The sequence below is a fragment of the Stenotrophomonas sp. Y-13 genome, assembly GCF_046267925.1.
Taxonomy (GTDB): Bacteria; Pseudomonadota; Gammaproteobacteria; order Xanthomonadales; family Xanthomonadaceae; genus Stenotrophomonas; species Stenotrophomonas acidaminiphila_A.
On the sequence record NZ_CP176501.1, the window covers coordinates 3,207,889 to 3,233,302 of the forward strand.

General features: G+C 68.4%; 23 protein-coding genes and 1 pseudogene. 14 read left to right on the plus strand and 10 right to left on the minus strand.

Going from position 1 to position 25,414, the window contains the following annotated elements; translation table 11 throughout:
* Nucleotides 1–37: 37 nt before the first annotated feature.
* Nucleotides 38–280: a K+/H+ antiporter subunit F gene (locus ACJ7VY_RS14535; protein WP_237723598.1), complete on the plus strand. Its 243-nt coding sequence runs from the start codon at nt 38–40 to the stop codon at nt 278–280.
* Nucleotides 280–630: a Na+/H+ antiporter subunit G gene (locus ACJ7VY_RS14540; protein WP_409475916.1), complete on the plus strand. Its 351-nt coding sequence runs from the start codon at nt 280–282 to the stop codon at nt 628–630. The genes ACJ7VY_RS14535 and ACJ7VY_RS14540 overlap by 1 nt, the downstream gene beginning before the upstream one ends.
* Nucleotides 631–690: 60 nt before the next feature.
* Here the strand turns inward: ACJ7VY_RS14540 and ACJ7VY_RS14545 are convergent, their stop codons facing one another.
* Nucleotides 691–3,549 (minus strand): TonB-dependent receptor domain-containing protein, encoded by a 2,859-nt coding sequence (locus tag ACJ7VY_RS14545; protein ID WP_161615171.1) that lies wholly within the window; start codon nt 3,547–3,549, stop codon nt 691–693.
* Between the two features lie 417 nt (nt 3,550–3,966).
* On the opposite strand from ACJ7VY_RS14545, the gene ACJ7VY_RS14550 reads away from it, so the two are divergent.
* Complete coding sequence (locus tag ACJ7VY_RS14550; RefSeq protein WP_409475917.1) at nt 3,967–4,473, plus strand: hypothetical protein; 507 nt, start codon at nt 3,967–3,969, stop codon at nt 4,471–4,473.
* A 1-nt stretch (nt 4,474) separates the two neighbouring features.
* Here ACJ7VY_RS14550 and hmgA read toward each other — a convergent pair whose 3' ends face one another.
* Both hmgA and hppD read right to left on the minus strand, forming a co-directional pair.
* Complete coding sequence (gene hmgA, locus ACJ7VY_RS14555) at nt 4,475–5,770, minus strand: homogentisate 1,2-dioxygenase (protein ID WP_409475918.1); 1,296 nt, start codon at nt 5,768–5,770, stop codon at nt 4,475–4,477.
* 68 nt (nt 5,771–5,838) lie between these two features.
* Entirely contained in the window at nt 5,839–6,954 is a 1,116-nt protein-coding gene (gene hppD, locus ACJ7VY_RS14560; protein ID WP_409475919.1) for a 4-hydroxyphenylpyruvate dioxygenase, read from the minus strand.
* A 125-nt stretch (nt 6,955–7,079) separates the two neighbouring features.
* On the opposite strand from hppD, the gene ACJ7VY_RS14565 reads away from it, so the two are divergent.
* On the plus strand, nt 7,080–7,574 hold the full coding sequence (locus tag ACJ7VY_RS14565; RefSeq protein ID WP_104939739.1) for a MarR family winged helix-turn-helix transcriptional regulator: 495 nt from the start codon (nt 7,080–7,082) through the stop codon (nt 7,572–7,574).
* 97 nt (nt 7,575–7,671) lie between these two features.
* On the opposite strand, the gene ACJ7VY_RS14570 is transcribed toward ACJ7VY_RS14565, so the two are convergent.
* The 4 genes from ACJ7VY_RS14570 to ACJ7VY_RS14585 form a co-directional block, all read right to left on the minus strand.
* Nucleotides 7,672–8,796 (minus strand): hypothetical protein, encoded by a 1,125-nt coding sequence (locus tag ACJ7VY_RS14570; RefSeq protein ID WP_313248730.1) that lies wholly within the window; start codon nt 8,794–8,796, stop codon nt 7,672–7,674.
* 119 nt (nt 8,797–8,915) lie between these two features.
* Entirely contained in the window at nt 8,916–9,503 is a 588-nt protein-coding gene (locus ACJ7VY_RS14575; protein ID WP_409476821.1) for a thioredoxin family protein, read from the minus strand.
* A gap of 19 nt (nt 9,504–9,522) precedes the next feature.
* Nucleotides 9,523–11,013: a peptide MFS transporter gene (locus ACJ7VY_RS14580; protein ID WP_104939743.1), complete on the minus strand. Its 1,491-nt coding sequence runs from the start codon at nt 11,011–11,013 to the stop codon at nt 9,523–9,525.
* A gap of 199 nt (nt 11,014–11,212) precedes the next feature.
* A complete protein-coding gene (locus ACJ7VY_RS14585; RefSeq protein WP_312345852.1) occupies nt 11,213–12,094 on the minus strand; it encodes a tryptophan 2,3-dioxygenase family protein in 882 nt (293 codons plus the stop codon).
* 277 nt (nt 12,095–12,371) lie between these two features.
* Between ACJ7VY_RS14585 and pdhA the strand changes: the two genes are divergently transcribed.
* The 8 genes from pdhA (at nt 12,372) to ACJ7VY_RS14625 (ending at nt 18,688) form a co-directional block, all read left to right on the plus strand.
* Nucleotides 12,372–13,460 carry a pyruvate dehydrogenase (acetyl-transferring) E1 component subunit alpha gene (gene pdhA / locus ACJ7VY_RS14590; protein ID WP_313248731.1) on the plus strand — a complete coding sequence of 363 codons (1,089 nt, stop codon included), beginning with the start codon at nt 12,372–12,374 and terminating at the stop codon, nt 13,458–13,460.
* A gap of 82 nt (nt 13,461–13,542) precedes the next feature.
* The gene (locus ACJ7VY_RS14595; RefSeq protein ID WP_104940285.1) at nt 13,543–14,529 is read left to right on the plus strand and encodes an alpha-ketoacid dehydrogenase subunit beta; all 987 of its coding nucleotides are present in this window, start codon (nt 13,543–13,545) and stop codon (nt 14,527–14,529) included.
* A 1-nt stretch (nt 14,530) separates the two neighbouring features.
* Entirely contained in the window at nt 14,531–14,881 is a 351-nt protein-coding gene (locus ACJ7VY_RS14600; protein ID WP_182335426.1) for an SH3 domain-containing protein, read from the plus strand.
* A gap of 1 nt (nt 14,882) precedes the next feature.
* On the plus strand, nt 14,883–16,244 hold the full coding sequence (locus tag ACJ7VY_RS14605; RefSeq protein WP_409475920.1) for a dihydrolipoamide acetyltransferase family protein: 1,362 nt from the start codon (nt 14,883–14,885) through the stop codon (nt 16,242–16,244).
* 207 nt (nt 16,245–16,451) lie between these two features.
* Nucleotides 16,452–16,790 carry a hypothetical protein gene (locus ACJ7VY_RS14610; RefSeq protein WP_312345864.1) on the plus strand — a complete coding sequence of 113 codons (339 nt, stop codon included), beginning with the start codon at nt 16,452–16,454 and terminating at the stop codon, nt 16,788–16,790.
* A 31-nt stretch (nt 16,791–16,821) separates the two neighbouring features.
* On the plus strand, nt 16,822–17,454 hold the full coding sequence (locus ACJ7VY_RS14615; protein WP_409475921.1) for a DUF998 domain-containing protein: 633 nt from the start codon (nt 16,822–16,824) through the stop codon (nt 17,452–17,454).
* A 30-nt stretch (nt 17,455–17,484) separates the two neighbouring features.
* Complete coding sequence (locus tag ACJ7VY_RS14620) at nt 17,485–17,871, plus strand: VOC family protein (protein WP_240212403.1); 387 nt, start codon at nt 17,485–17,487, stop codon at nt 17,869–17,871.
* Nucleotides 17,872–17,923: 52 nt separating this feature from the next.
* Nucleotides 17,924–18,688, plus strand: coding sequence for an SDR family NAD(P)-dependent oxidoreductase (locus ACJ7VY_RS14625; protein ID WP_409475922.1), 765 nt, complete (start codon nt 17,924–17,926; stop codon nt 18,686–18,688).
* A gap of 26 nt (nt 18,689–18,714) precedes the next feature.
* Here the strand turns inward: ACJ7VY_RS14625 and ACJ7VY_RS14630 are convergent, their stop codons facing one another.
* Nucleotides 18,715–19,347 carry an NAD-dependent dehydratase gene (locus ACJ7VY_RS14630; protein ID WP_161614931.1) on the minus strand — a complete coding sequence of 211 codons (633 nt, stop codon included), beginning with the start codon at nt 19,345–19,347 and terminating at the stop codon, nt 18,715–18,717.
* A gap of 112 nt (nt 19,348–19,459) precedes the next feature.
* Here ACJ7VY_RS14630 and ACJ7VY_RS14635 point away from each other — a divergent pair, with 112 nt between their 5' ends.
* Entirely contained in the window at nt 19,460–21,010 is a 1,551-nt protein-coding gene (locus ACJ7VY_RS14635; protein WP_409475923.1) for a diguanylate cyclase domain-containing protein, read from the plus strand.
* 99 nt (nt 21,011–21,109) lie between these two features.
* Here the strand turns inward: ACJ7VY_RS14635 and ACJ7VY_RS14640 are convergent, their stop codons facing one another.
* Both ACJ7VY_RS14640 and ACJ7VY_RS14645 read right to left on the minus strand, forming a co-directional pair.
* Nucleotides 21,110–23,827, minus strand: coding sequence for a M16 family metallopeptidase (locus tag ACJ7VY_RS14640; protein WP_409475924.1), 2,718 nt, complete (start codon nt 23,825–23,827; stop codon nt 21,110–21,112).
* A gap of 289 nt (nt 23,828–24,116) precedes the next feature.
* Nucleotides 24,117–24,413: pseudogene (locus ACJ7VY_RS14645) on the minus strand (ATP-binding cassette domain-containing protein); the annotation flags it as partial.
* Nucleotides 24,414–24,665: 252 nt separating this feature from the next.
* Here ACJ7VY_RS14645 and ACJ7VY_RS14650 point away from each other — a divergent pair.
* Nucleotides 24,666–25,070, plus strand: a complete 405-nt coding sequence (locus tag ACJ7VY_RS14650) for a hypothetical protein (protein ID WP_409475925.1) — start codon at nt 24,666–24,668, stop codon at nt 25,068–25,070.
* The last annotated feature ends 344 nt before the right edge of the window (nt 25,071–25,414 follow it).

Consider the following 25,414-nt stretch of genomic DNA (forward strand, 5'->3'; position numbering starts at 1 on the left):
CGGACTCCTGGTTTTCCAGACCACCGTGGTGGTGTGCATGCACATGGTCGCGCTGGCGATGCTGCTGGCGCTGTGGCGCCTGCTGCGCGGGCCGACGGTGCCCGACCGCATCCTCGCCCTGGACACGCTTTCGGTTACCGCCATCGCCGAACTGATGCTGTTCGGCATGTACCTCAATTCGGCGGTCTACTTCGAGGCCGCGCTGGTGATCGCCATGCTCGGCTTCTGCAGCACCGTGGTGCTGAGCAAGTTCGTGCTGCGCCGGGACATCGTCGAATGATGGCCGTGCTGCCCTTCGTGCTGTCGGCGCTGCTGCTGTTCGGCTGCTTCTTCATCCTGGTCGGCGCGCTCGGCCTGGTCCGGCTGTCGGACTTCTTCAAGCGCCTGCACGCCCCCACCAAGGCCAGCACGCTGGGCGTGGGCTGCGTGCTGGTGTGCTCGGTGGCGTACCACATCTTCCTCGGCGAGGATCCGCAGCCGCGCGAGCTGCTGATCACCGTGTTCCTGTTCATCACCGCACCGGTGAGCGCCCACATGATGGCCAAGGCGGCCCTGTCGCTGATGATGGAAAGCCGGCCGGAAGTGCCGGGCGAAAACCAGGACGCGGGCGATGGGAAACAGGACGGCTAGCCGCCCGGCTTCACTGAGCGTCGCCGGCAGCGCACGCGCTGCCGGCGACGCCAACTCACATCAGAACTTCACACTGACGCTGGTGAAGAAGTAGCGGCCGGCCTGGTCGTAGCCACCCGGAGCATTGCCGTTGAGCGCCAGCGCGTTGCCGACCATCGGCGGTTCCTTGTCCGCGATGTTGTTGACGCCCATCGTCCACACCATGGGACCGATGTCGAAGTTGGCCGACAGGTCAAAGTAGTTGGCTGCGCTGAGTTTGTTCCCATTGGCCACCAACAGCTTGTCCGTGCTGAGCTTGCTGCCGGTGACGGCATTCACATAATCGACACCGGCGGTGTAACGCCAGCGCAGATTGACGCTGTACCAGTCACGCGCGAAGCTGGCATTGGCGATATGGCGCCACTTCGGATTCAGGCAGGACACATTGATCTTGCCAGCGCAATCGAACTTCGTGCCTGCGATCTCGGGCAGGTTGTCGATCTCAACCTTTTGCGTACGGGTACCAACGAAGGTCGTGTTGAATCGGCCACCCAGGGCATCCCAACCATAGGCCGCGGTGAAGTCGAACCCACGGTGATGCGATTTGCCGAAGTTGCCGGTCAGGTTCTCGATGTAACCCGTGGTCGCCACATCATTGCCGATCCAAAGATCACCGCTTCCACTACGGCGGTGGATCATCGAGCACAGCGTCGGGTTGCCGGTACTGCCACACAACTCGAGGATCGTGGAGGCGCCGATATCGGCGATGCGATCGGTCATCTTGATATCGTAGAAATCAAGACTGAGATCCAGGCCATCGATCGGGCTGTACGCCGCACCCAGCGTCCAGGTCTTGGCCTTCTCCGGCGTCAGCTCCAGGTTGCCACCCGCATACTGGTTGTACTGGTCGGCGGGACTGGCCGGGATGTTCCCATACTGGGCGCCGGTCACGCCGGTATTGGCGCACTGTGCCGCGGTATAGACCGGGTTGGAACCAGCGCACGGATCTTCGCCTTCCCACAGGGAGATCGACTGCAGCGAGAACAGCTCACCGATGTTCGGGGCGCGGATGGCGCGGTTGAAGCCACCGCGCAGGCGCACCGGGCCCAGCTCGGCATTGGCGCCGACCTTATAGGTATTGGCGCGACCGGACAGATTGTAGTCGGATGCGCGGAAGCCCAGGTCCAGCGACAGGCTCCGCAGCAGCCCCATGTCCTGCGCCAGTGGCACCGCGCTTTCCATGAACAGTTCGCGCACGCTCACATCGCCATTGATCGCGGTCACGGGTCCACCAGCGCCCGTGAAGTTGCCGGACGCGGAATTACTGTCGGCCTCGACCTCGTAATGTTCCTTTCGCCATTCATAGCCAAACACGAGCTTGATCGGATCGTTGTCGGCCGTGGGAAAACCCCATCCCAGGTCTCCGCTCACATAGGCGTTCAGTACCTTCATCGAGGTACTGGTCGACACCATGCTGACGCCCTGCAATGCCTCGGCCGCCTCCTTGGTGACCCCATTCGGTACCCAGACGTTGTAGGGAACGCAGCCGGCGAAGGAGCCCGCCGGGCAGCCCAGCAGCGCCGACGCGACGCGGTCGGACAGGAAGTCGCCGCGCCCGATATTGGTATTCTCGGTACGACTGAAAGCGTACGAGGCGTTGTAGCTCCAGGTGTCGTTGATGAAACCCTCGGCACCGCCGATCAGACGCCATGAATTGGTATCGTCGCTGGTCCTGCGGGCGCCACCTTCGTTGTTGCGCTTGCCAACATAGATCTCCAGCGGTTCGGCGTCCGAAAGTCCCAGATCCGAACACATGGTGTTGATCAGCGGGTCATCGCACGCGATCGAAAGCGTCTGAGCAAAGAACGTGCCGGACTCCGCGACCTGGATGCTGCTCTTCTTGTTGACGTACATCATTTCCGCGTAGGGACGGAAATAGTCATTAACGTCATAGCGAACCGATGCGCCGAAGTTATAACGGGTATCGGGGCGCTGGTAATAGTTGATGGGCGCGTAGTTGTACAGCTGGCCCATGTCCGGCGCCCACTTGCCGGTAGTGGGATCGAAGTGCGCGGCGCCGCCCGTATCCGAAAGCACGTAGTCGGCGTCATAGATGTAGAAATTGGGGATCGGCGCGGTTCCCGAGCCACCACAGGCAGTGCCGCTCGCATTCAGGGCACAGGAAGAGTAATCGCGATCGCCCTGCATCAACGCGTCGTTCTCGCGCCAGGTCATCCATGCCATCGCGTGGCCTTTGCCTTCGCCAAACTTGCCACCGATGGCGATGTCCACATTCCGCGAGATTCCGTCAAACCCCGAATCGCCCCTCGGATAGGTATACCCGACCTCGTCCATTTTCCCGCGGAGATAGGAATTGTCGTTCTTGTGCCGGTAGGCCGAGGTGCCGGCATTAAGACTGATACCTTCGAAATTGGTATCCAGGACGAAGTTGACTACACCGGCGATCGCGTCGGAGCCATAAACGGCCGAGGCACCGCCGGTCAGAAGATCGACACGCTTGATGAGTGCCGCGGGCACGATGCTGATATCGCGCGATTCGAAGGTGCCCGGCGGCAGGCGGTGCCCGTTCACCAGGGTCAGGGTGCGGCCCGGCCCCAGGCCGCGCAGATCCGCCGTCGGATACGACTGCGCGCCGTTATTCGCGAAATTGTCGAAGTAGGGCGCCATCTGCGGGTACTGGTTGATCAGATCGTCCGCACGTGTCGCACCCGTGTTCTTGAAGGCCTCCCGGTCGATTTCCGCCACGGGACTGGAAGCCGTCATGGTCTGGCTCTTGATGCGGGTGCCGGTCACGGTGACCGTGTCGAGCATCTTGGCGTCGGGTTTTGTTTCCGCGTCCTGCGCGGCTGCCGTGCCTGCAAGCCCAGCCGTACCAATCAATGCAACGAGAATCGCATCACACAATTTACGTGTCTTCATCGATTAACCCCTGGATCTTTGAATGGATACCTCTTCTGCGGCGAATCTCCCTCGCCGCCCCCGGACAGCGCATGGCCCCCTTTCGACACCATTGCAGCGTCGAATCCACATGGCAGCGCTTAATGGGAAGCTAACACCCCAAACCTGACTCAGCAAACTCCGGCTGATACGGGGCCGGCCAAGACCAACGCGCCAGAAGTGATAAGCATCACACTACCTTGCGGAGCCATGCCTCCATCGACATGGACTGCAGGCAAGCCACCTGGCGGGAATAAATGACGGATATAGGGCGAAAGCACCACGACTTTCAGTGCCGCTGGAACCTTGACCAAATGCGCGTTCCCGATAGCCCATGTCATCACGCTTTCACCTGCGACGGGCAGGCTTGGGGCTCCGCGCCGCATCGCCCTTCCGCCCATGCAACCGCGCAAGACCGACCTCGCGCATGCCGCCCTCCAGGCCCACCGTGCCCCGCTGGACCTGCGCCAGCGCCGCGCCCTGATCCTGTGCGACGGCAAGCGCGATCTGGCCGAACTGGTCACCCTGCTCGGTGACGACGCCCCGGCCCTGATCGCGCGGCTGCAGCGTGACGGCTACCTGCACATGGCACAGCCGGAACCGGCGCCGGCAGCGGTGCCCGACGCCGTACCATCGGCGGCGGCACGGCGCCGCTCGCTGGTGGCCGCGCGCATCTACCTGCTGGACATGCTGGCACTGCAGCGCCACCCCGCCGCCGCGCGCCTGCACCAGCTGCTGCAGGCCACCCGCGGCGAAGACGATACCGTGCATGCGCTGCGGCTGGCGCTGGCGCAGTTGCCGGCAATGGCGTCGGACGGCTACGTCGGCCGCGTGCGCGAGCGCCTGCGCGAAGTACTGCCCGAGTCTTGCCTGGCAGCGGTGCTGGACACACCGCTGCCGGCCTGAGTCACCGCGGCGGCGCGAAGTTGTCGCGCAGCCCGCTCCAGCAGGCCTGGTAGTCACGCTGCCGGTGCGCGGCGGCGATGGCCTGCTCGGTCGGGCGGATCACGCCACGGGTCTCGAACATGAACGCCATGGTGTCGGTGATCACGTCCGGGCGCGACAGGTCGGCGGCGGAGGCCTTGTCGAACGTGGCCGCGTCCGGGCCGTGGCCAGTCATGCAGTTGTGGATCGAGCAGCCGCCCGGCACGAAGCCCTCGGCCTTGGCGTCGTACGCGCCATGCACCAGGCCCATGAACTCGCTGGCGATGTTGCGGTGGAACCACGGCGGGCGGAACGTGTCCTGGGCCACCAGCCAGCGCGGCGGGAAGATCACGAAATCCAGGTTGCTGGTGCCGGGCGTGTCGCTGGGCGAGTGCAGCACCAGGAAAATCGACGGGTCCGGATGGTCATGGCTGATCGAGCCGATGGTGTTGAAGCGGCGCAGGTCGTAGCGGTACGGCGCGTAGTTGCCATGCCAGCCGACCACGTCCAGCGGCGAATGACCGATGGCGGCGCGCCACAGCCGGCCCTGGAACTTGGCAACCAGTTCGAAATCGCCCTCCAGGTGCTCGTACGCGGCCACCGGCGTTTCGAAATCACGCGGGTTGGCCAGGCCGTTGCTGCCGATCGGGCCGAGGTCGGGCAGCTTCAGCAGCGCGCCGAAGTTCTCGCAGACATAGCCGCGCGCCTGCCCGTCCGGCAGCTCCACCGCGAAACGCACGCCGCGCGGGATCACCGCGATCTGCTGCGGTTCGACCTCCAGCACGCCCATCTCGGTGCGCAGCCGCAGCCGGCCCAGCTGCGGCACGACCAGCAGCTCGCCATCGGCGTTGTAGAAGTAGCGGCCGCGCATGTCGGCGTTGGCCGCGTACAGGTGGATCGCGGCGCCGGCATGCGCCTCGGGCGAGCCGTTGCCGCCCATGGTGTACAGGCCCTCGACGAAATCGGTGGGCGCCTGCGGCAGCGGCAGCGGGTTCCAGCGCAGCTGGTTGGGCGACACCGCCGCGTGGCTGAAATCGCCGTGCAGGCACGGCTGCGCGAACGGGGTCAACTCGCCGTGCATGGCCGCCGGGCGGATGCGGTACAGCCAGCTGCGGCGGTTGCTGCCGCGCGGCGCGGTGAACGCGGTGCCGGTCAGCTGCTCGGCATACAGCCCGTGGGCCACGCGCTGCGGCGAGTTGCGCCCCACCGGCAGGGTGCCGGGCACCGCCTCGGTGGCGAACTCGTTGCCGAAACCGGTCTGATAATCGTTGCTGAGCATGGAGCTGCCTGCCTGTTTGCTGTTTTCAGAGCCCTCTCCCTGCCGGAGAGGGGCCTGGAGCGCTTTGCTTACAGCACGCCGCGCTTGATCTGGTCGCGCTCGATGCTCTCGAACAGCGCCTGGAAGTTGCCTTCACCGAAACCTTCGTTGCCCTTGCGCTGGATGATCTCGAAGAAGATCGGGCCGATGCAGTTCTGGGTGAAGATCTGCAGCAGCTTGCGCTGCTTGGTTTCCGGGTCGGCGTCGATCAGGATCTTGTTCCTGCGCAGGCGCGGCACGTCCTCGCCATTGTCGGGGATGCGCAGGTCGACCACGTCGAAGTAGGTGTCCGGCGTGTCCAGGAACTCGATGCCGTGCGCGCGCATCGCCTCGACGGTGTCATAGATGTTGTCGGTGAAGCAGGCGATGTGCTGGATGCCCTCGCCCTTGTACGCGTCCAGGTACTCGTTGATCTGGCTCTTCGGGTCGGACGACTCGTTGAGCGGAATGCGCACGATGCCGTCCGGCGCGGTCATCGCCTTGGACACCAGGCCGGTCTTGGCGCCCTTGATGTCGAAGTAGCGGATCTCGCGGAAGTTGAACAGGCGCTCGTAGTAATCCGACCACTTCTGCATGTTGCCCAGGTACAGGTTGTGGGTCAGGTGGTCGATGAAGGTCAGGCCGAAGCCCTTCGGGTCCTGCTCGGCGCCGTCCACCGGCACGTAGTCCGCATCGTAGATGCTGCCGGCCCCGCCATAGCGGTCCACCAGGTACAGCATGCAGTCGCCGATGCCCTTGATCACCGGCGCCGGCACCGCGCGGGTGTCGGCCAGCAGGGTCACTTCCTCGGCGCCGTTGCCCAGCGCCGCGGACAGCACCTCGGCGGCCGGCTTCCGGAAGCGGATGGCGAAACCGCAGGCGCACGGGCCGTGCTTGGCGGCGAAGTCGGCGGCGAACGAATCCGGCTCCTCGTTCACCAGGAAGTTGACGCCGCCTTGACGGTAGACGGTAATAGCACGCTGCCGATGGCGGAGCACGGCAGTGAATCCCATGTTCCTGAAGTAGTCGTGCAGCCCGGCGGCCTGACCGGCCGGCGCGGCGAATTCGACGAACTCGAAACCGTCGATGCCCATCGGGTTCTCGAAGGTGGTCACCTGCATGCCCAGGTTGGGCGCGTTGGATGCGGCGTGGACGTGGGTGTTCATGGGTTGCCTCCGGAAGTGGGTCGTCGCCGCAGCCGGCGGCGCAATACAGGAAGACACGCGGCGAACGCGGGTCAGAACCGAAGGTTATAGTTTCACATGAAACCACCATCAAGGTGCACTGCAGCATGAGCGCTTCCGATTACAGCAAGTCCACCAGCATCCGTGCCTCGCACGTGCTGCTCGATCTAGAACAGTTCCTGCCCTACCGCATCAGCGTGCTGTCCAACCGGGTCAGCGGCAACATCGCGCGCCTGTACGGCGAGCGCTATGGCCTGTCGATCCCGGAATGGCGCGTGATCACCATCCTGGCGCTGTACCCCGGCTCCTCGGCGAGCGAGGTGTCCGAACGCACGGCGATGGACAAGGTCGCGGTGAGCCGCGCGGTGGCGCGCCTGCTGGAGCGCGGCTTCATCCGCCGCGAGACCCATGGCGACGACCGCCGCCGCTCGGTGCTGGCGCTGTCGGCGGCCGGCTTCGAGGTCTACGAGACCGTCGCGCCGATGGTGATGGAGATCACCCGCAAGCTGATGTCGGTGCTCACCGAGGAAGAAGAGCAGGTGCTGGAACGGCTCATCACCCGACTGGCCGATGCCGGCCTGGCGCAGATGACCCTGGATTGAGACACCTGGCGGCCTTTCCCGTGGAGACGGGGCAAGCCCGGCAGGACACGGTCCCGGTGCAGCCCATGCGGCGCAGGCTGCGCATCCACCGCTCTGCTCAGCTCAGGAACTTGCGGCGCGCGTAGATCCACGGCGCGGCCAGCGCGGCAATGGCGCCACCGGCGAAGCCGAGCGCCGCCGCCACCGCCGCGGCCTCGACGCGGCCGGGCAGGGCCAGCGCCGCGATCAGCAGCAGTGCCGCCGGCAGGCCGATGAACGAGGCCAGGAAGAAGCGCCAGCGGGGCACCCAGGTATGCAGCTGCATCAGGCTCGCGCTGCTCCAGGCCTCGCCGGCCCGGCTGCGCTGGATCTTGTCCACCAGCCTGACCAGGTCAACCTCATGGGCCCCCTTGCCAGCCCTGGCCAGGCCAAGTTCGGCATCCACCTCGACCGGATCGGGCCATTGCGCCGGCCACGCCTGTGGCGCGACGACGCCGTAGGCGGTCAACAACGGGACGCTCAGCGATGGCGCCGACAGCGCGCGCAGCCTGCGGTTGTCCAGCACGCACCAGACCTGCGTGGCGCCGGCGACGCTCACCTGGTACAGCGCCAGCTGTTCCGGCGCCGGGTACGGCAACGCGGTGACCCGCGCGGCCAGCGACTCGGCCCCCATCGCACGCAGGAAGCCGACCCGGCTGCGGCCGACCTGGGCCCAGCCCAGCCCCAGCGGCCCCAGCAGCATCACCTCGGCCGCATCGGCCGCGCCCGCGGCGGCGCGTTCGTCGCTGGCCAGGAACGCACTCAGCGAACGGGGCTCGGCGACGTCATCCCTGCCCCAGCGATGCGACTGGCCCAGCAGGTACTTCAACGGCACCCGCGCGGCGACGGTCTCGCCGCGCACGCTGTCCGAAGCGAACGGCACCACCGAGGCGACGAACGCGCGCAGCTCGTTGCCCGGCACCGCGCTCCACTCGGCGGGGAACAGGCCGTCGAGCAGGCCTTCGCGGGCCAGCCGGTCGATGCGCTCCTTCTGCTCCACCAGCCGCGCCACCGCGGCCTGCAGCATGATGGTCGGCGGCACCGCCGATTGCGGCAGCCGGTAGCGCGGCGCCGGCGCATCGGCATCGGTATCGGCGGGTGGCTGCTCGTCCATCAGCGCGTCCACCGTGGGCAGGCCCGTGCCCGTCGCCCCGGCGGCGGCCGGGACGCTGGTTTCGGGGGTGGCATCGGAAGGAAGCGACATCGGCAATCGGCCCCGGCGAGCAAGCGAATGCTCCCGTTAGCGGCCGCTGGCCACGGAAATGAAGTGTGGATCGAAAACGGCGCCCTGCGGCGCCGTCGCTTGCCTCGTCCGCGCCCTGCTCAGGGCGTGGCCGGCGGCGCCCATTGCTTGAGGAACGCGAAGAAGCGGGCGCGGTCGTAGCCCTTGCCCTTCTCCAGTTCGCCGGTGAACTGCGAATGCAGCAGCTGGCCCTCGGCGTCGAGCACGAACAGGTGCGGGTAGGCGGTGATGGCGGGGAAGCGCGACAGGAACGCCGCGTTCTCGTTGTCCTCGCTGTAGTTGACCTTCATCCACACGTAATGCGCGTCGCGGAAGCGGCGGATCTCCGAGTCGCCTTCCATGAAGGCGTCCATCAGGTGGCACCAGGAGCACCACTCGCCGCCCACGTCCAGCACGATCCGCTTGCCGCCGCGCTGGGCCTCGACCTTGGCCGTCTCCAAGTCGGCGACCGGGTCGCGCGCGGGATCGAACTGCGCGTTGAGCGCGGCCACGGCGGCGATATCCGCCGCGGCCGGGGTATTGCCCGAGGCGACCGGCTGGCTGGTATCGGCCACCGGCGCCTTCTGTTCGGAGGTATCCAGCGGCTGCACCTTCTCCGCCGGCGGTGCCGGTGGCTGCGCACAGCCCCCCAGCAGCGCCGCCAGCAGCAGGGATATTCCACCGGACATCCGCTTCATCGTCGTTTCCTCACTTCACGCCATGCATCAGCTTCTGCACCAGCGGCGCGATCAGGAACAGCAGCACGCCGGCGCCCAGCAGCGACCAGAAGCCGAAGGTATACCCCTTCAGCGCCGACTCGACGGTCATGCCGCTTTCACCGCTGACCACCGCGGCGAAGATGCCCGACAGGTTGTTGCCGATGGCGGTGGACAGGAACCAGCCGCCCATCGCCAGGCCGACGACCTTGAGCGGGGCCAGCTTGGTGGTCATCGACAGCCCGATCGGCGACAGGCACAGCTCGCCCACGGTCTGGATCACGTAGACCATGAACAGGGTCCAGAACGGGATCTTGCCGGCGTCGTCGACCAGCGAGGACAGCGCGTACATCAGCAGCAGGAAGGCCAGGCCGTTGAAGATCAGGCCCAGGCCGAACTTGCGCGGGATCGACGGGTTGGCCTTGCCCAGCGCGGTCCACAGCCACACGAAGATCGGGCCCAGCGCCAGGATGGCCACCGAGTTCACCGACTGGAACCAGCCGATCGGGAAGATCCAGCCCGCCAGGTCGCGGTCGACGATGTTCTGCGCCAGGAAGTTGAACGAGCTGCCGGCCTGTTCGAAGAACATGAAGAACAGCACGTTGAACACGAAGATGATCAGCATGGCGATGGAGCGGTCGCGCGCCACCTTGCCCTCGCGGATGCCCTCGACCAGGATCATCACGCACAGCGCGGTGAACAGCGCGCCCAGGATCCAGCCGAGGATGCCGGCGTCGATCGTCAGCAGGCCATAGGCCACCGGCACCGCGACCAGCGCGCCGACCAGCACCGCGATGGTGCGGCCAATGCCCGCCCCGGCCGGGGCCGCGCCGACGCTGCCCAGCTGGCGGCGGCCGATCCAGAACCACACCAGGCTGATCAGCATGCCGATGCCCGAGGCGATGAACACGTACTTGTAGGCCGGCATGGCCTCGGTGCCGAACAGCTTGTCGGCCAGGATGCCGGTCAGCACCGGGGCGACCAGCGCGCCGGCGTTGATGCCCATGTAGAAGATGGTGAAGCCCGAGTCGCGGCGCGAATCATTGATGCCGTACAGCTGCCCGACCATGCTGGAGATGTTGGGCTTGAACAGGCCGTTGCCGGCGATGATCGTGGCCAGGCCGATGCGGAACACGCGGTCGTCGGGAATGGCGATCAGGAACAGGCCCAGCGACATCACCGCCGCGCCGATCAGGATCGAGCGCTGGTAGCCGATGATGCGGTCGGCGACGAAACCGCCGAACAGCGCCGCCGCGTAGACCAGCGCCAGATAGGCGCCGTAGAGCTTGCTGGCCCCGGCCTGGCTCTCGGCGAACTGGGCGACGATGTACAGCGCCAGCGCCCAGCGGATGCCGTAGAACGCGAAGCGTTCCCAGAACTCGGTCATGAACAGCATCCACAGCGGACGCGGGTGGCCGAGGAGGTTCTTGAACTCCGGCACGGGCGCCGGGGTGGATGCGGAATTCGGCGCGGCAGCGCTCATGCTGGGTTTCCCCCTGAGTGATTCGTTGGGCAGATGATGCAAAGGAAGTCGGCCGGAATCGGCACGACGCGCGAGGATCACCGAAGCGCCGGCTTCACGTCAAATCCACAAGCGCCGCGCCCGCGGCCCGGGCCGCGCGCCGCCGGCAGCGGCCGTGACCGCCGGCGGCCGCGCGCAACATGCTGAATACGCTGGCGTTTCAGGCGCCGGCGGGGGCCGGCCCGGTGTCGCCGCGGATGCTGGTGCGCACCTCGAACAGCTCCGGGAAGAAGGTCAGTTCCAGCGCCTGCTTGAGGAAGCCCACGCCGCTGGAGCCGCCGGTGCCGCGGCGGAAGCCGATGATCCGCATGACCGTGCGCATGTGGCGGAAGCGCCACAGCTGGAACGCCGACTCCAGGTCCACCAGGTCCTCGCACAGCGAATACTCGCGCCAGTAGCGGTCGGTGTCCTGATAGATGCGCTCGAACACCGGCCGCAGCGCCGGATCACTGACATGCGGGCGGGTCCAGTCGTGGCCGGCATACTCCGGCGGGAGCGCATGGCCGAAGCGCGCCAGGTAGCGCAGGAACTCCTCGTACAGGCTCGGCGCCTCCAGGGTCCGGCGCAGCCGCCCCTGCCCCTCCGGGTCGTAGTCGAACACCGCCAGCATGTCCGCGTTCTTGTTGCCCAGCAGGAACTCGATGCAGCGGTACTGCAGCGACTGGAACCCGGAGGCCGGACCGAGCACGTCGCGGAAGCCCAGGTACTCGGACGGGGTCAGGGTTTCCAGCACCGACCATTGCTCGGTCAGCTGGCGCAGCACCTGCTTGCCGCGCGCCAGCACCTTGCGGCACTGCCAGACCTGGTCGCGTTGCAGGAAGCCGATGGCCGCGCGCAGTTCATGGTCGAGCAGCTTCAGCCACAGCTCCGAGGTCTGGTGCTGGATGATGAACAGCATCTCGTCGTGGTGCGCCGGGCTGGACAACGGCTGCTGCGCCGACAGCAGCCGGTCCAGGCAGAGGTAGCCGCCATAGGTGAGCCGGCCGTGCAGGTCGGTGTGGATGCCGGCTTCGAGCTCACGCTGGTTCTGTTCTACGGTCATCGGCCTTGCCATCTGCGTGGGGCGCAAAGGGTAACCCGGCCCGGGCGGCGGCCGCTGCCCGCGCAAACGGAAAGCGAACACTTGCGATTGCAACCGGCGCGACAATCGGCCGGTGGCCGCGGCGGCTGGCTGAATGCGTTGGATCCACGTGCCGCGGCGGCCGCCCATGGGCCGGCGCACGGATTTCGTGCTGCGGCGCAGGACGGCTTTTCCCGCCCGATTCCTTACCATGCGCAATTCCTATCATTTGAAACCATCTGTCCAAGGTGTTGCTGCAATGACGGTTTCCGCCCAGTTCCACATCGACTACCTGCAGTACCTGGATGCCGAAGGCACCCTGGTACGCGACGACCTGCCGGCCTCGTTGCGCGATCCGCGCGCGCTGCTGCCCCTGTTCCGGCAGATGCTGGCCACCCGGGTGTTCGACACCAAGGCCGTGGCCCTGCAGCGCACCGGCAAGCTCGGCACCTTCGCCTCCTGCCTGGGCCATGAAGCGGCCCACGTCGGGATCGGCGCGGCGATGAAGCCCGGCGACGTGTTCGCCCCCAGCTACCGCGAGTACGGCGCCATGTTCATGCGCGGCGTGCGCCCGCGCGACGTGCTGATGTACTGGGGCGGCGACGAGCGCGGCAGCGACTACGACCGCGACAGCGACGCCGCGCGTGACTTCCCGATCTGCGTGCCGATCTCGACCCAGTGCCTGCACGCGGCCGGCTCGGCGCTGTCGTTCAAGCTGCAGGGCAAGCCGCAGGTGGCGGTGACCGTGTGCGGCGACGGCGGCAGCTCCAAGACCGACTTCTACGCCGCGGTGAACTCGGCCGGCGCCTACCAGCTGCCGCTGATCCTGTGCGTGGTCAACAACGGCTGGGCGATCTCGGTGCCGCGTTCGGCCCAGACCGGCGCCCAGACCCTGGCCCAGAAGGGCCTGGCCGGCGGCCTGTTCTGCCTGCAGGTGGACGGCAACGACCTGATCGCGGTGCTGGCGGCGATGGAACAGGCGCGCGAGCGCGCCCTGTCCGGCCAGGGCGGCACCGTGCTGGAGTTCCTCACCTACCGCCTGTCCGACCACACCACCGCCGACGACGCGCGCCGCTACCGCGACGACGCCGAGGTCAAGGCCGCGTGGCTGAAGGAGCCGCTGATCCGCCTGCGCAGGTACCTGACCGCGCAGGGCGTGTGGAGCGAGGAAGAAGAAAAGAACTGGATCGCCGAATGCGGCGCGCGCGTGGACGAGGAGGTCAATGCCTACCTCAACTGCCCGGTGCAGCCGGTGGAAGCCATGTTCGACCACCTGTACGCCGACCCGCCGCCGGACCTGCTGGCCCAGCGCGCCGCGGCCATCGCCCTGGAGCAGCGCCATGGATGACATCAAGCGCAGCACCGGCGTCCCGGCCGGCCACGACCTTGCCAGCGACCACGGCGCGACCGGCGCCAGCGGAGAGACCCCCATGACCGCCACCCCCATCACCCTGATCGAAGCCGTGACCCAGGCGCTGGCCTGGGAAATGGAGCACGACCCGTCGGTGCTGGTGCTGGGCGAGGACGTGGGCGTCAACGGCGGCGTGTTCCGCGCCACCGCCGGCCTGCAGCAGAAGTTCGGCGCGCAGCGCGTGCTCGACACCCCGCTGGACGAGACCACCATCGCCGGCCTCACCGTCGGCCTGGCCGTGCAGGGCATGAAGCCGGTGGCCGAAGCGCAGTTCGACGGCTTCGTCTACCCGATGGTCGACCACATCATCTGCCACGCCGCGCGCATGCGTAACCGCACCCGCGGCCGCCTGCACTGCCCGATGGTGCTGCGCGTGCCGTGGGGCGGCGGCATCCGCGCACCGGAACACCACAGCGAGGCCAACGAGGCCATCTTCACCAACGTGCCGGGCCTGCGCGTGGTGCTGCCGTCCAGCCCGCAGCGCGCCTATGGGCTGCTGCTGGCGGCGATCCGCGAGCCGGATCCGGTGATCTACATGGAGCCCAAGCGCATCTACCGCCAGTACAAGGAAGTGGTCGCCAACGACGGCGAGGCGCTGCCGCTGGACGTGTGCTTCGTGCTGCGCGACGGCACCGACGTGACCCTGGTGGCCTGGGGCGCGCAGGTCAAGGAAGCGCTGGAAGCGGCCGACAAGCTGGCCGGCGAAGGCATCAGCGCCGAGGTCATCGACGTCGCCACGCTGCGCCCGCTGGACTTCGCCACCATCGCCGAGTCGGTGGCCAAGACCGGCCGCTGCGTGATCGTGCAGGAAGCGCCCAAGACCGCCGGCTTCGGTGCCGAAATCGCCGCGCGCCTGGCCGAGGAGTCGATGTACGACCTGCTGGCGCCGGTCGAGCGCGTCACCGGCTACGACACCCACATCCCGCTGTTCCGGCTGGAAATGAAGTACCTGCCGAGCGTGGAGCGGATCGTGGCGGCGGCAAGGCGCGCGGTGGCGGCCGGCTGACATGCGCGCGCGACTGCTCAACGCCTACCGCAGCCAGTACCCGGTGCCGTTGCGTTTCCACGCCGGGGAGATCGTCGAGCTCGGCGTGCGCGACGAGGAATGGCCGGACTTCGCCTGGGTGCGCACCGCCGACAACCGCGCCGGCTGGGCGCCGGTGGCGTGGCTGCGCGTGCTCGGCGACGGCCGCGCCGAGGCGCTGCGCGACTACACCGCGCAGGAGCTGGACGTGGACAGCGGCGAGATGGTGCGACTGCATCACGAACACGGTGGCTGGTGGTGGGCCGAACGCGCCAATGGTGCGCTCGGCTGGCTGCCGGCACGCGACCTGGAACTACTGGAAGAAACCCCCTGAAATGAGCCAGACCAAGAACTTCAACCTGCCCGACCTGGGCGAAGGCCTGCCGGACGCGACCATCGTGGAGTGGTTCGTCAAGGAAGGCGACGTGATCAAGCTGGACGAGCCGCTGGTGTCGATGGAGACCGCCAAGGCGGTGGTGGAAGTGCCGTCGCCGGTCTCCGGCAAGGTGCTGAAGCTGGCCGGCGGCGCCGGCGACATCGTGGTGACCGGGCACATGCTGGCCCAGTTCGAGATCGATCCGAACCTGCCGCAGCGCGCCGAAGGCCAGGACACCGGCCACCACCACGGCGCACCGGCACCGGCACCGACACCGGCCGCTGCGGCGCCCGCGCCTGTCGCGGCGCCGGCTCCCGCTGCCGCCGAACGTGCCGATGAAGGCACCGTGGTCGGGGCGATGGTCAGCTCCAACGCCGTGCACACCGAACAGGCCGTGGCCGTGGGCGGGGTCAAGGCGGTGCCGGCGGTGCGCGCGATGGCGCGCAAGCTCGGCGTGGACCTGGCGCGGGTGCGTGCCACCGGCGCCGACGGCGCGGTGACGATGAGCGACGTGAAGCAGGCCGCCGAGGCCGGCACCGCCAAGGTCGGCAGCGCGCCGGCAGCGGCACCGCAGGCGGTCCAGGCCGCCGCGCCGGCGCCGGCCGTGCGTGCCGATGCCGCACGCACGCCGCTGTCCGCCGCCGGCAGGCCGATGCGCACCGCGCCCCCGGGCGTGGTCGCCAAGGGCCAGCCGGAGCCGCTCAAGGGCGTGCGCCGCAACATGGCGCGGGTGATGGCCGACGCGCACAGCAAGGTCGTGCCGACCACGCTGACCGACGATGCCGACATCCATGCCTGGGCACCGGGCAACGACATGACCTCGCGACTGGTGCGCGGCATCGTCGCCGCCTGCCAGGCGGTGCCGGCGATGAACGCCTGGTTCGATGGCGACACCCTCACCCGCACCCTGCACGCGCAGGTGGACATCGGCATTGCCGTGGACACCGACGACGGCCTGTTCGTGCCGGCCCTGCGCAACGCCGACATGCTCGACGCGCGCGGCGTGCGCGAAGGCATCAACCGCCTGCGCCAGCAGGTGGAAGAGCGCAGCATCGCCCCGTCGGAACTGAGCGGCTACACCATCAGCCTGTCCAACTTCGGCATGTTCGCCGGCCGCTATGCCACCCCGGTGGTGGTGCCGCCGTGCGTGGCCATCGTCGCCGCCGGGCGCGCCCGCTTCCAGGTGACGCCGGTGATGGGCGGGGTGGAAACCCACAAGGTCATCCCGCTGTCGGTCACGTTCGACCACCGCGCCTGCACCGGCGGCGAGGCCGCGCGCTTCCTGCGCGTGCTGATCGACGATCTGGCGCGGCCGCACTGAGCGCCCCCGGGCGAACGCTTTGCAGCAGAACTTGAGCCCGCAGCAATGCGGGCTTTTTTTCCGTACTCGATGGCGACAACGCCCGCGACCGCGGCGGGCACCGCCGGCGATGCGCCCGGCCGCTTACCCTGGCGCGGCCCGCGCGCCGGTCACCACGACGCCCCGGGTCACGCTACGATGCGCGCATCGCACAGGACAGGCGTGACCATGACCCATTGGATCTGTAGCCACTGCAGGGAAAGCAACGAAGACACGTTCGAGCAGTGCTGGAACTGCGGCACCCGCGTCGATGGCAGCGCGGACCCGGACTTCCGCCCCGACAACGCCGATCCGGCGGCCCGGCCGCCGCGCCTGATCGATTGCCTGCGCTGCCCCGGCACGCCGATGGTGTTCGCCGGACGCAAGCGCTTCCACGAGGGCTCGCAGGCGCTGCCGTTCCTGCTCGGCAACCTCGGCGAACTGCTGGTGAACCGCGAGGCGTTCGACCTGCATGCCTGCCCGTCCTGCGGCAAGGTCGAGCTGTTCCTGGCCAGCGCAGCGCGCTGATCCGGCCTCCGGCACCCACCCCGCGGCCGCCATGTCCCACCCGCGCCGGATCGTGCCGCTGTTGGTGCTCGCCTACCTCGGCATGCTGTTCGGCGGCGCGCTGCTCAAGCCCGGTTATTCGCACATGGCCCAGTACATCAGCGAACTGGGCGCCAGCGGCAGCGCGCATGCGCGGCTGATCAGCCTGGCCGGCTTCGTTCCGGTGGGCCTGCTCGCCGCCTGGCTGCTGCTGGCCTGCGCGCGGCTGGCGCCGGTCCGTGGCGCCAGCCGGCTCGGCTACTGGCTGCTGATGTGCGAACCACTGGCCTGGATCGGCTCGGCGCTGGCGCCCTGCGATCTCGGCTGCCCGGCGACCGGCAGTCTCGACCAGCAACTGCACACCCTGCTGGGCATGCTCACCTACGGCGGAACCGCGCTGGGCCTGCTGCTGTTGGCCACCGCGCCACGACTGCCGGCCCGCATCCGCCTGCTGTGGGCCGGGCTGGCGGCCAGCTGGCTGCTGCTGTTCGTGCTGATGGCCCTGCCCGAACTGCAGGCCTGGCGCGGGCTGCTGCAACGGCTGGCCGAATGGCTGGTCTATGGCGTGCTGTGCGGCGCCGCGTGGCGGCTCGGTGGGCCGGCGCGGGCCACCGCCACCACGCACCCGCCCATGGCAGGGGCGTAAGCTCGCGGTTCCCACCGCAGGAGCACGCGCATGGCCCACCGCAGCCGCCTGGCCGGCTTCATCATCGACTGCCAGGACACCGACGCCGGCACCGCCGCCCGCTTCTGGAGCGCCGCGCTGGGGCTGGCACCGCGCACCCCCGAGACCGACACCGACGGCGCGCAGTACGCCGAACTGTCCGGCGCCCCCGGCGGCCTGCACGTGGAAGTGCAGCGCGTCAGCCATCCCCCGCGCGTGCACCTGGACATCGAAGCGGACGACATCGACGCCGAAGCCGACCGGCTGGAAGCGCTGGGCGCGCGCCGCATCGGCTTGGTCAAGCGCTGGTGGGTGATGGAAGCGCCGACCGGCCACCGTTTCTGCGTGGTGCGCATGCAGCACCCCGACAACGGGCAGCCGGCCACGACCTGGCCGTGAACCGCGGCCTTTGCGGCGACAATACCCACCGGTTCCCGCGGAAGACGCCACGATGACGGTTCACCCACTGCGCGATGCCCGCGTCCTGATCGCCGGCGGCAGCCGTGGCATCGGCCTGGCCATCGCCACCGCGTTCGCGCGGCACGGCGCGCGCCTGGGCCTGTGCGCACGCGGCGACGACGGCCTGCAGCACGCACGGGAAGCACTCCAGGCCACTGCCGCCCACGCCCACGTCCACGTGCACGCCTGCGACCTGGCCGACCCGGCACAGATCGAAGCCTGGATCGAGGCCGCCGCCGCCGCGCTCGGCGGCATCGACATCGTGGTCAACAATGCCTCCGGGTTTGGCAACGGCAACGACGACGCCAGCTGGCAGGCCGGCTTCGACATCGACCTGATGGCCGCGGTGCGCAGCAACCGCCTGGCGCTGCCATACCTGCGGCGCAGCACGATGCCGGCCATCCTCAACGTCAGCTCGATCAATGCGCGCGTGCCGACCCCGCGCGCGACCGCCTACTCCACCGCGAAGGCCGCGCTGGACTACTACACCGTCACCTTGGCCACCGAGCTGGCGCGCGAGCGCATCCGCGTCAACGCCATCGCCCCCGGCTCGATCCTGTTCCCCGGCGGCCTGTGGGACCAGCGCCGCACCTCCGAACCGGCGCTGTACGCCAGCGTCCGCGACCGGATTCCGTTCGGTGGCTTCGGCGACCCTGCCGACGTGGCGGCGGCCGCGGTGTTCCTGTGCTCGCCCGCCGCCCGCTGGATCACCGGGCAGGTGCTGGCGGTGGATGGCGGCCAGTCGCTGCCGGCCTGAGCGCGGCCGCTCCCGGCGCGCGGCGGCTATGCCAGCTGCGCCGAGCCGATCACCCGCACCCCCGGCGCCGGCGCCAGCGCCGCCTCCACCAGCGCCGCGGCGATGCGCCCGGCCGGGTTGATGCGCCATGCGCGCGGCAGTACCGGCCCCAGCGCACCCAGCACCCGCGCCGCCGCCTGCTCGCCCGGGCGTGGCTCGGAGCGCGCGCCGCCGATCAGCCCCGGCCGCACCAGCGCCAGCGACGCGAACCCCAGTGCGCGCAGGTCGCGCTCCAGTTCGCCTTTGACCCGGTTGTAGAAGAACGCCGAGCGCGGGTTGGCGCCCATCGCCGAATTCAGCGCGAACACCGTGCAGCCGTGCATCTTCACCGCGCGGGCGATGGCCAGCGGGTAGCCATGGTCGATGCGCGCGAACGCCTGCCGCGAGCCGGCCTGCTTCAGGGTCGAGCCCAGCGTGCAGATCGCCGCATCCACCTGCCACCAGGGCGCCTGCAGCGGCGGCGCGTCGAAATCCAGCAACGGGGCGGACAGCCGTGGATGCTGCAGCGGCAACGGCCGCCGCACCGGTGCCACCACCGCCGTGCAGCGGGTATCGGCCAGCAGCCGCTGCAGCACCTGAGACCCCACCAGGCCGGTCGCTCCGGCCAGCAGTACGCGCATCCCGCTCCTCCTCTGCCCGGCAGCTCAAGCCGGCATCCGCCTCGCCGATAATGGGGGACATCGATCCCCCGCCCGCGGCCCGTCCGCACAGCCCGTCCGGAACCGCCTCGCGATGGCCGACAGCACCGACATTCCGCCCTCCAAGCCTGCCGGACTGGGACGCATCCTGTCACGCCGCCAGGTCATGGCCGGCGCCCCGGCAGCGGCCGCGCCGGCGCCGAAAGCCGCCGCGCACGGCCACGGCACGACGCCGCTGCAGGGGATCTTCGGCCACGCCCACGCGCCCGATGCGCTGCTGCACGCGTTCGCCCAGGGCATGTCCAGCCTGCCCGGGGAGCTCGGCGATCTCGGGCGGCTGCTGCAGAGCGCCAACGACGGCCAGGAATGGGAACGCTACGGCCGCCTGCTGCGCCAGCTGATCGACAAGTACATCCGCACCATCGACCTGGAACCGGCGCAGGCCGGCAACAGCGAAGCCGAGCGGCTGCGCGACATGCTGCGCAACACCCTCGGCGCGGTGCTGTCCAGCCTGCTGCAGCAGGCGCCGGAACTGGAGACCCAGGCACGGCGCATGGGCGAGGAACTGCGCGGCTGGCAATCCGGGCAATCGCTGGAACCGGTGGAACAGCACCTGCGCGAGCTGTGCCACCAGGTGGGCGTGCGCAACGATGTCCTGCACGAGCAGCACGACCTGCTGCTCAACCTGTTCGACCTGTTGCTGCACAACATCGCCGAGCTGATCGACGGCGGCAGCTGGCTGCATGGCCAGATCGGCAACGTGCGGCAGGTGCTGGCCGGGCCGCTGGACCGCATCTCGCTGGAACGCACCCGCAACGACCTGCGCGAGGTGATCTACCGCCAGGGCGTGCTGCGCCAGGGCATCGAGGAATCCAAGGCGGCGATGAAGGACCTGATGGTCGACTTCGTCGAGCAGGTCGAAGGCATGGCCTCGGAAACCGGCGATTACCACGACCGCATCGCCAGCTACGCGGTGGCGGTGCGCCAGGCGCGCAGCCTGGCCGACCTGGGCCAGCTGCTGCAGAACGTACTGCAGGACACCGCGCGCGTGCAGGCGCAGGCGCTGCGCGCGCGCGACCGCCTGGCCAGCGCGCGCGCCGAGGCGCTGGCCGCCGAACAGCGGGTGCAGCAGCTCGAGCGCGAGCTGGAGGAAGCCGGCAGCCAGCTGCGCACCGACCCGCTGACCGGCGCGCTGAACCGGCGGGGCCTGCAGGACGTCCTGGCCGAAGCGATGGGTGGCGCGCAGCCGCTGCTCAGCATCGCGATGCTGGACCTGGACCACTTCAGCCGCACCAACGCCGACCATGGCCACGCCGGTGGCGACCATGCGCTGCGCCACCTGGTGGCGACCGCGCAGACCCGCCTGGGCAGCCACGGCCAGGTCGCCCGCCTCGGCGGCGATGAGTTCGTGCTGGTCCTGCCCGGCATGCCCCAGGAGCAGGCCGACGCGCAGCTGCGGCGGTTGCAGGAAGCACTGGCCCACCGCCCGTTCCAGCACGAGGGCCAGCGCGTGCACGTGCGCTTCAGCGCTGGCGTCGCGCAATGGCGCCCGGGCGAATCCGCCGACGCCCTGCTGCAGCGCGCCGACCGCGCGCTCTACGCGGCCAAGCAGGCCGGTCGCGACCGGGTCGGCAACGCCGATTGACCCTGCCGCCGACGCGGACCGCGGCCCCGCGGACGCGCTTCCATCGATACGACCGGGGCGGCACATGGCCGCCCCGGCATCCTTTTGCCTGAAGCGGCGTTACTTGAAGTCGCCGGCCACGAACACGCTCAGGCTCTCCGGCTTGAGGTGCTTGCGGATGGCGGCATTGACCTGCTCGACCGTCAGCGCCTGGTAGGCCGCGTCGCGCTCGATCACGAACGCCATGGTGCGGTCGTAATCGAGCAGGCCCTGCAGCAGGCCGGCCACCGCGGCATCGCTGGCGCGCGACTGTTCGCGCTGCACGATGCGCGCGGCCACCGCATCGCGCACTTCCTGCGCGGTCACCCCGTCGGCCACCAGCCGTGCCAGCTCCTCGCGCAATGCGGTCTCGACCTTGCCCATGTTCTGCGGCGCGGCGATGGCCTGCACGGTGAGGCTGCCGTTGTCGTCGCGGCCGACGCGGCTGTCGTCCGCGCGCAGGCCGGCGCTCACGCCGTAGCTCAGGCCTTCGCGCTGGCGGATGCGGTCGGCCAGGCGCGACTTGAGCGGATCGCCGCCCAGGATGTCCACGGCGATGCTCAGCGCCGGCATGTCGGCGTCGGCCACGTTGAGCGACAGGTTCTGCCGCGCCAGCAGCACCGCGTTGGGCTTGTCCGGCGTGGTGAAGCTCTCGCGGTGCGCGGCGCGCGGCTGGTAGCGCGTGGCGATGGGCGCGTAAGGCACCGGCGACTTCCAGCCGGCGAACAGTTCCTGCAGCTGCGCCTTCACCGCGTCGGGATCGAAGTCGCCCACCACGCTGATCTGGCCACTGGCGGTCCCGTAGAAATCGCGGTGCCAGGCGCGCAAGTCGTCCAGCTTCAACGCCTTGAGCTTGGCCAGCGACTCGTCCAGCGAATCGGCGTGCAGCGGATGGCCCGCCGGCCACGGATCGAAGTACCTCGCCATCGCCATCGACGCCTGCATGCCCGGCTCCTTGCGCTGCGCCTCGATCCCGGTGATGGCCTGCAGCCGCAGCTGCTCGAACTGGTCCTGCGGGAAGTCCGGCTGGCGCAGCACCTGCGCGGCCAGTGCCAGCGCCTCGGCCAGGGTTTCGCGCTTGCCGCTCAGGCGGATCTGCGCGCCCTGCAGGTTGCCGCCGATGGACGCCTCGGTCTTGAGCGCGTCGAAGCGGGCGACGAGCTGTTCGTAGCTCAGCCCCGCCGCGCCGCGCAGCAGCATCGATCCCACCCACTGCGCGGCGGTGTCGCGCCCGGTGGCGGCCTGTTCGTTGCCGAACTCGAAACTGGCATTGACGGTGACCGTCTGCCCGCGCGTCCGGCGCGGCAGCAGCGACACCTTCAGGCCCTCGCCCAGGGTGAACGTCCGCGTGCGCGCGGCGATATTCTGCGGCGTCGCCTCGAACGTCTCGCCCGCCTCAACCGCCGCCCGGCCGGTGTAACCGTCGACCACGCTGGCGATCGCCGGCGCGGCGGGAACCTCGGCGCGGTCCGGCGCATCGGTGGGCACGAACCGGCCCAGCGTGCGGTTGCTCGGCTTAAGGTATGCCGCCGCCACCCGGTTGACGTCCGCGGCCGTCACCTTGGCGATGGCGTCGCGCTGCACGAACAGCAGGCGCCAGTCGCCGGCCGCCTGGTACTCCGACAACGCCATTGCCACCGCGTTGACGTTGTTGAGCAGGTTTTCCTGGTCGTTGGCGATGCGCTGCTTGGCCGCCTCCACTTCCTCCCCGGTCACCGGCCGGGCCGCGATGGCTTCGGCCTGCCGCAGCAGCTCGGCTTCGGCCTTGGCCGCGTCGCCGTCCCTGGGCAGCACCGCGATCACGTTGAACAACCCCGGATCGCGCATGCTCATGCTGCCGGCTCCCGCGCCCGCCGCCAGCTTGGTTTCCACCAGCGCCTTGTGCAGGCGCCCGCTGGGCGTATGCCCGAGCACGTTGCCCAGCACCGCCAGCGCCGCGCTGTCGGCCTGCGCCAGCGCCGGCACGTGGTAGGTGGTGGCCACCAGCGACAGGTCGCCGCTGCGGCGCACCGTCACCTCGCGCTCGCCGTCCTGGGTCGGCTCGACGGTATGGAACGCCGGCAGCACGCGCGCCGGCTTCTTCAGCGGCCCGAAATGCGCGGCCACGCGCGCCAGCGCCTTGTCGGCGTCGATGCGGCCGGCCACGATCAGCAGCGCGTTGTCCGGCTGGTACCAGGTGCGGTAGAACGCCTGCAGGTTGCCGATCGGCACGTTCTCCACGTCCGATCGCGCACCGATGGGCAGGTTGGCGTAGTTGTGCCAGTCGTAGGCGACCGAACGCATGCGCTTCATCAGCACGCCGGCGGGATTGTTGTCGCCGGCTTCCATCTCGTTGCGGACAACGGTCATTTCGCTGTCCAGATCGGCCTTGGCCACCCTGGAATTGACCATGCGGTCCGCCTCCAGCCCGAGCAGCCAGTCCAGCGTGTCGTCGTTGGCCGGGAACGAGGCGAAGTAATTGGTGCGGTCCAGCGAGGTCGTGGCGTTCTTGCTCACCCCGCGCTGCTGCATCTCGCCGGGGATGTCCGGATGCTTCGGCGTGCCCTTGAACAGCAGATGCTCCAGCAGGTGCGCCATGCCGGTCTCACCGTAGTTCTCCTGCATCGAGCCCACGCCGTAGACCAGGTTGACGGTGACGGTGGGCTTGCTCGCATCCGGGAACAGCAGCACCCGCAGTCCATTGGGCAGGCGGTACTCGCAGATCCCCTCGATGCACGGCCCGGCCGTCACGGCCCGCGGCAGCGTCGCCGACTCGCCCTTGGCGTATACCGCCGGCATCAACGCAAACGAAAGTGCCACGCCCAGGGCGCAGGAAGACAGTTTCAGCATCATTTCCCTTGTCTGATGATCGACACGACACGCCGGCCCGTACACCGCCGGCATTCACTGCAAGGCGCGCATGCGCCGCAAACCTGACGATTTGAGCCGGAACGCGCTTGTGGGCGCAACTGTCGAAACTGACAGCATCGCCCCAGGTCGTCCCTCGCCTGCCCCAACGGCATGCGCACGCATCGCCATCCGGCCGCCACCATTGCGGGCAGGCATGTGTACATGAGGCATCGTCATCTTCATGCACGGATACGCCCTGCTACACCGGCATCGCTGCTGCTTCGGCTTCCACCGCCTCCGCGCTCCGCGGAGCCTGCGGGCGCAGCTCCTGCACGATCCTTCCCTGCTCCATCACCAGCACGCGATCAGCGCTGGCGATGGTTTCCGGGCGATGGGCGACGATCACGCGGGTGACGTCCAGCCGCCGGATCGCCGCATTCACCAACTGCTGGTTGCCCACGTCCAGGTGGCTGGTCGCCTCGTCCAGGAACAGCAGCTTCGGCTGCCGGTACAGCGCACGCGCCAGGATGATGCGCTGCTTCTGCCCACCGGAGAGCGGTTCATGGGATACCCGGGGAGACTTGCCGTGGCGCATGACAAGAGGCCATGAAACCTACCAAGTCCCGTTCCCCCATCCAACACCCAAACAGTCCGGCATCCCTGGCACCTAGCTTCCTCCCCGCAAGCACCGCACGACCTCCTCCACATTCTCCATCCTCCGGGAAATGAAGAATCCGCCCTTCCGCAGCCTGACCCGATACAACCCGCCATTCCTGCGATTGACCGTGACCAATTCAACATCCCTTCCATGGAAGCGCATCCGATTCCCGAGGAAGTCAATACGCACGAAGCAGTCATCAAGCACTACCAACCTGGTATTGACGACCAAACTGACCGCAAGAGCAAAAAAGAGATACACCAGCGCCATTATCGCCCTGTCATACGCCCCGGCCTGATCATCCAGAACCCGCATCATCAGGAATGTAAGAACAACAAATCCAACATAGCACCCGACGACCAGCCACCGCACCGCACGCGAATAACGCGAAACCACACTCCCGCCAATCGCGCCAAGCTTTCCAAAAGACCTGGCGCCCCTCGCTGCGAAACCAACGACAAGGACGCAGCTCACTACCGCCAACCACGTCATGTAGATGTCCATACCCTGCATTTCCCACATTGCGTAGCAGTCAAACAGCCAACTTTCTGGTGAGGATGGCCGGAGATGCCGGGTCTACTGATCCTGGCATTCAATGGTGCCGGCGCCGTAGCGGTCGTCACCGTCGCATTGAAGCACCCGGCAACGCCCGCGTCACCGGCTTCACCGACCGTGGCACCAATACTGATCACGCCAACATCCGCAGTACCCGGGCTGACCCGGCTACCACCATTGACTGCAGCGTTGATCCCCGCAGGCAGATACCGCCAAAAGCACCAACCGCGGCGCCCGGCAATCCTGGCCCGCCCTCGATGAGCGCAAACCCAGCAGCCCGCGCTTGCTGATGTCAGAGGGAAAGCGCGATCAATCGCATCAGAGCATCAACGCAAGTGGTGCGC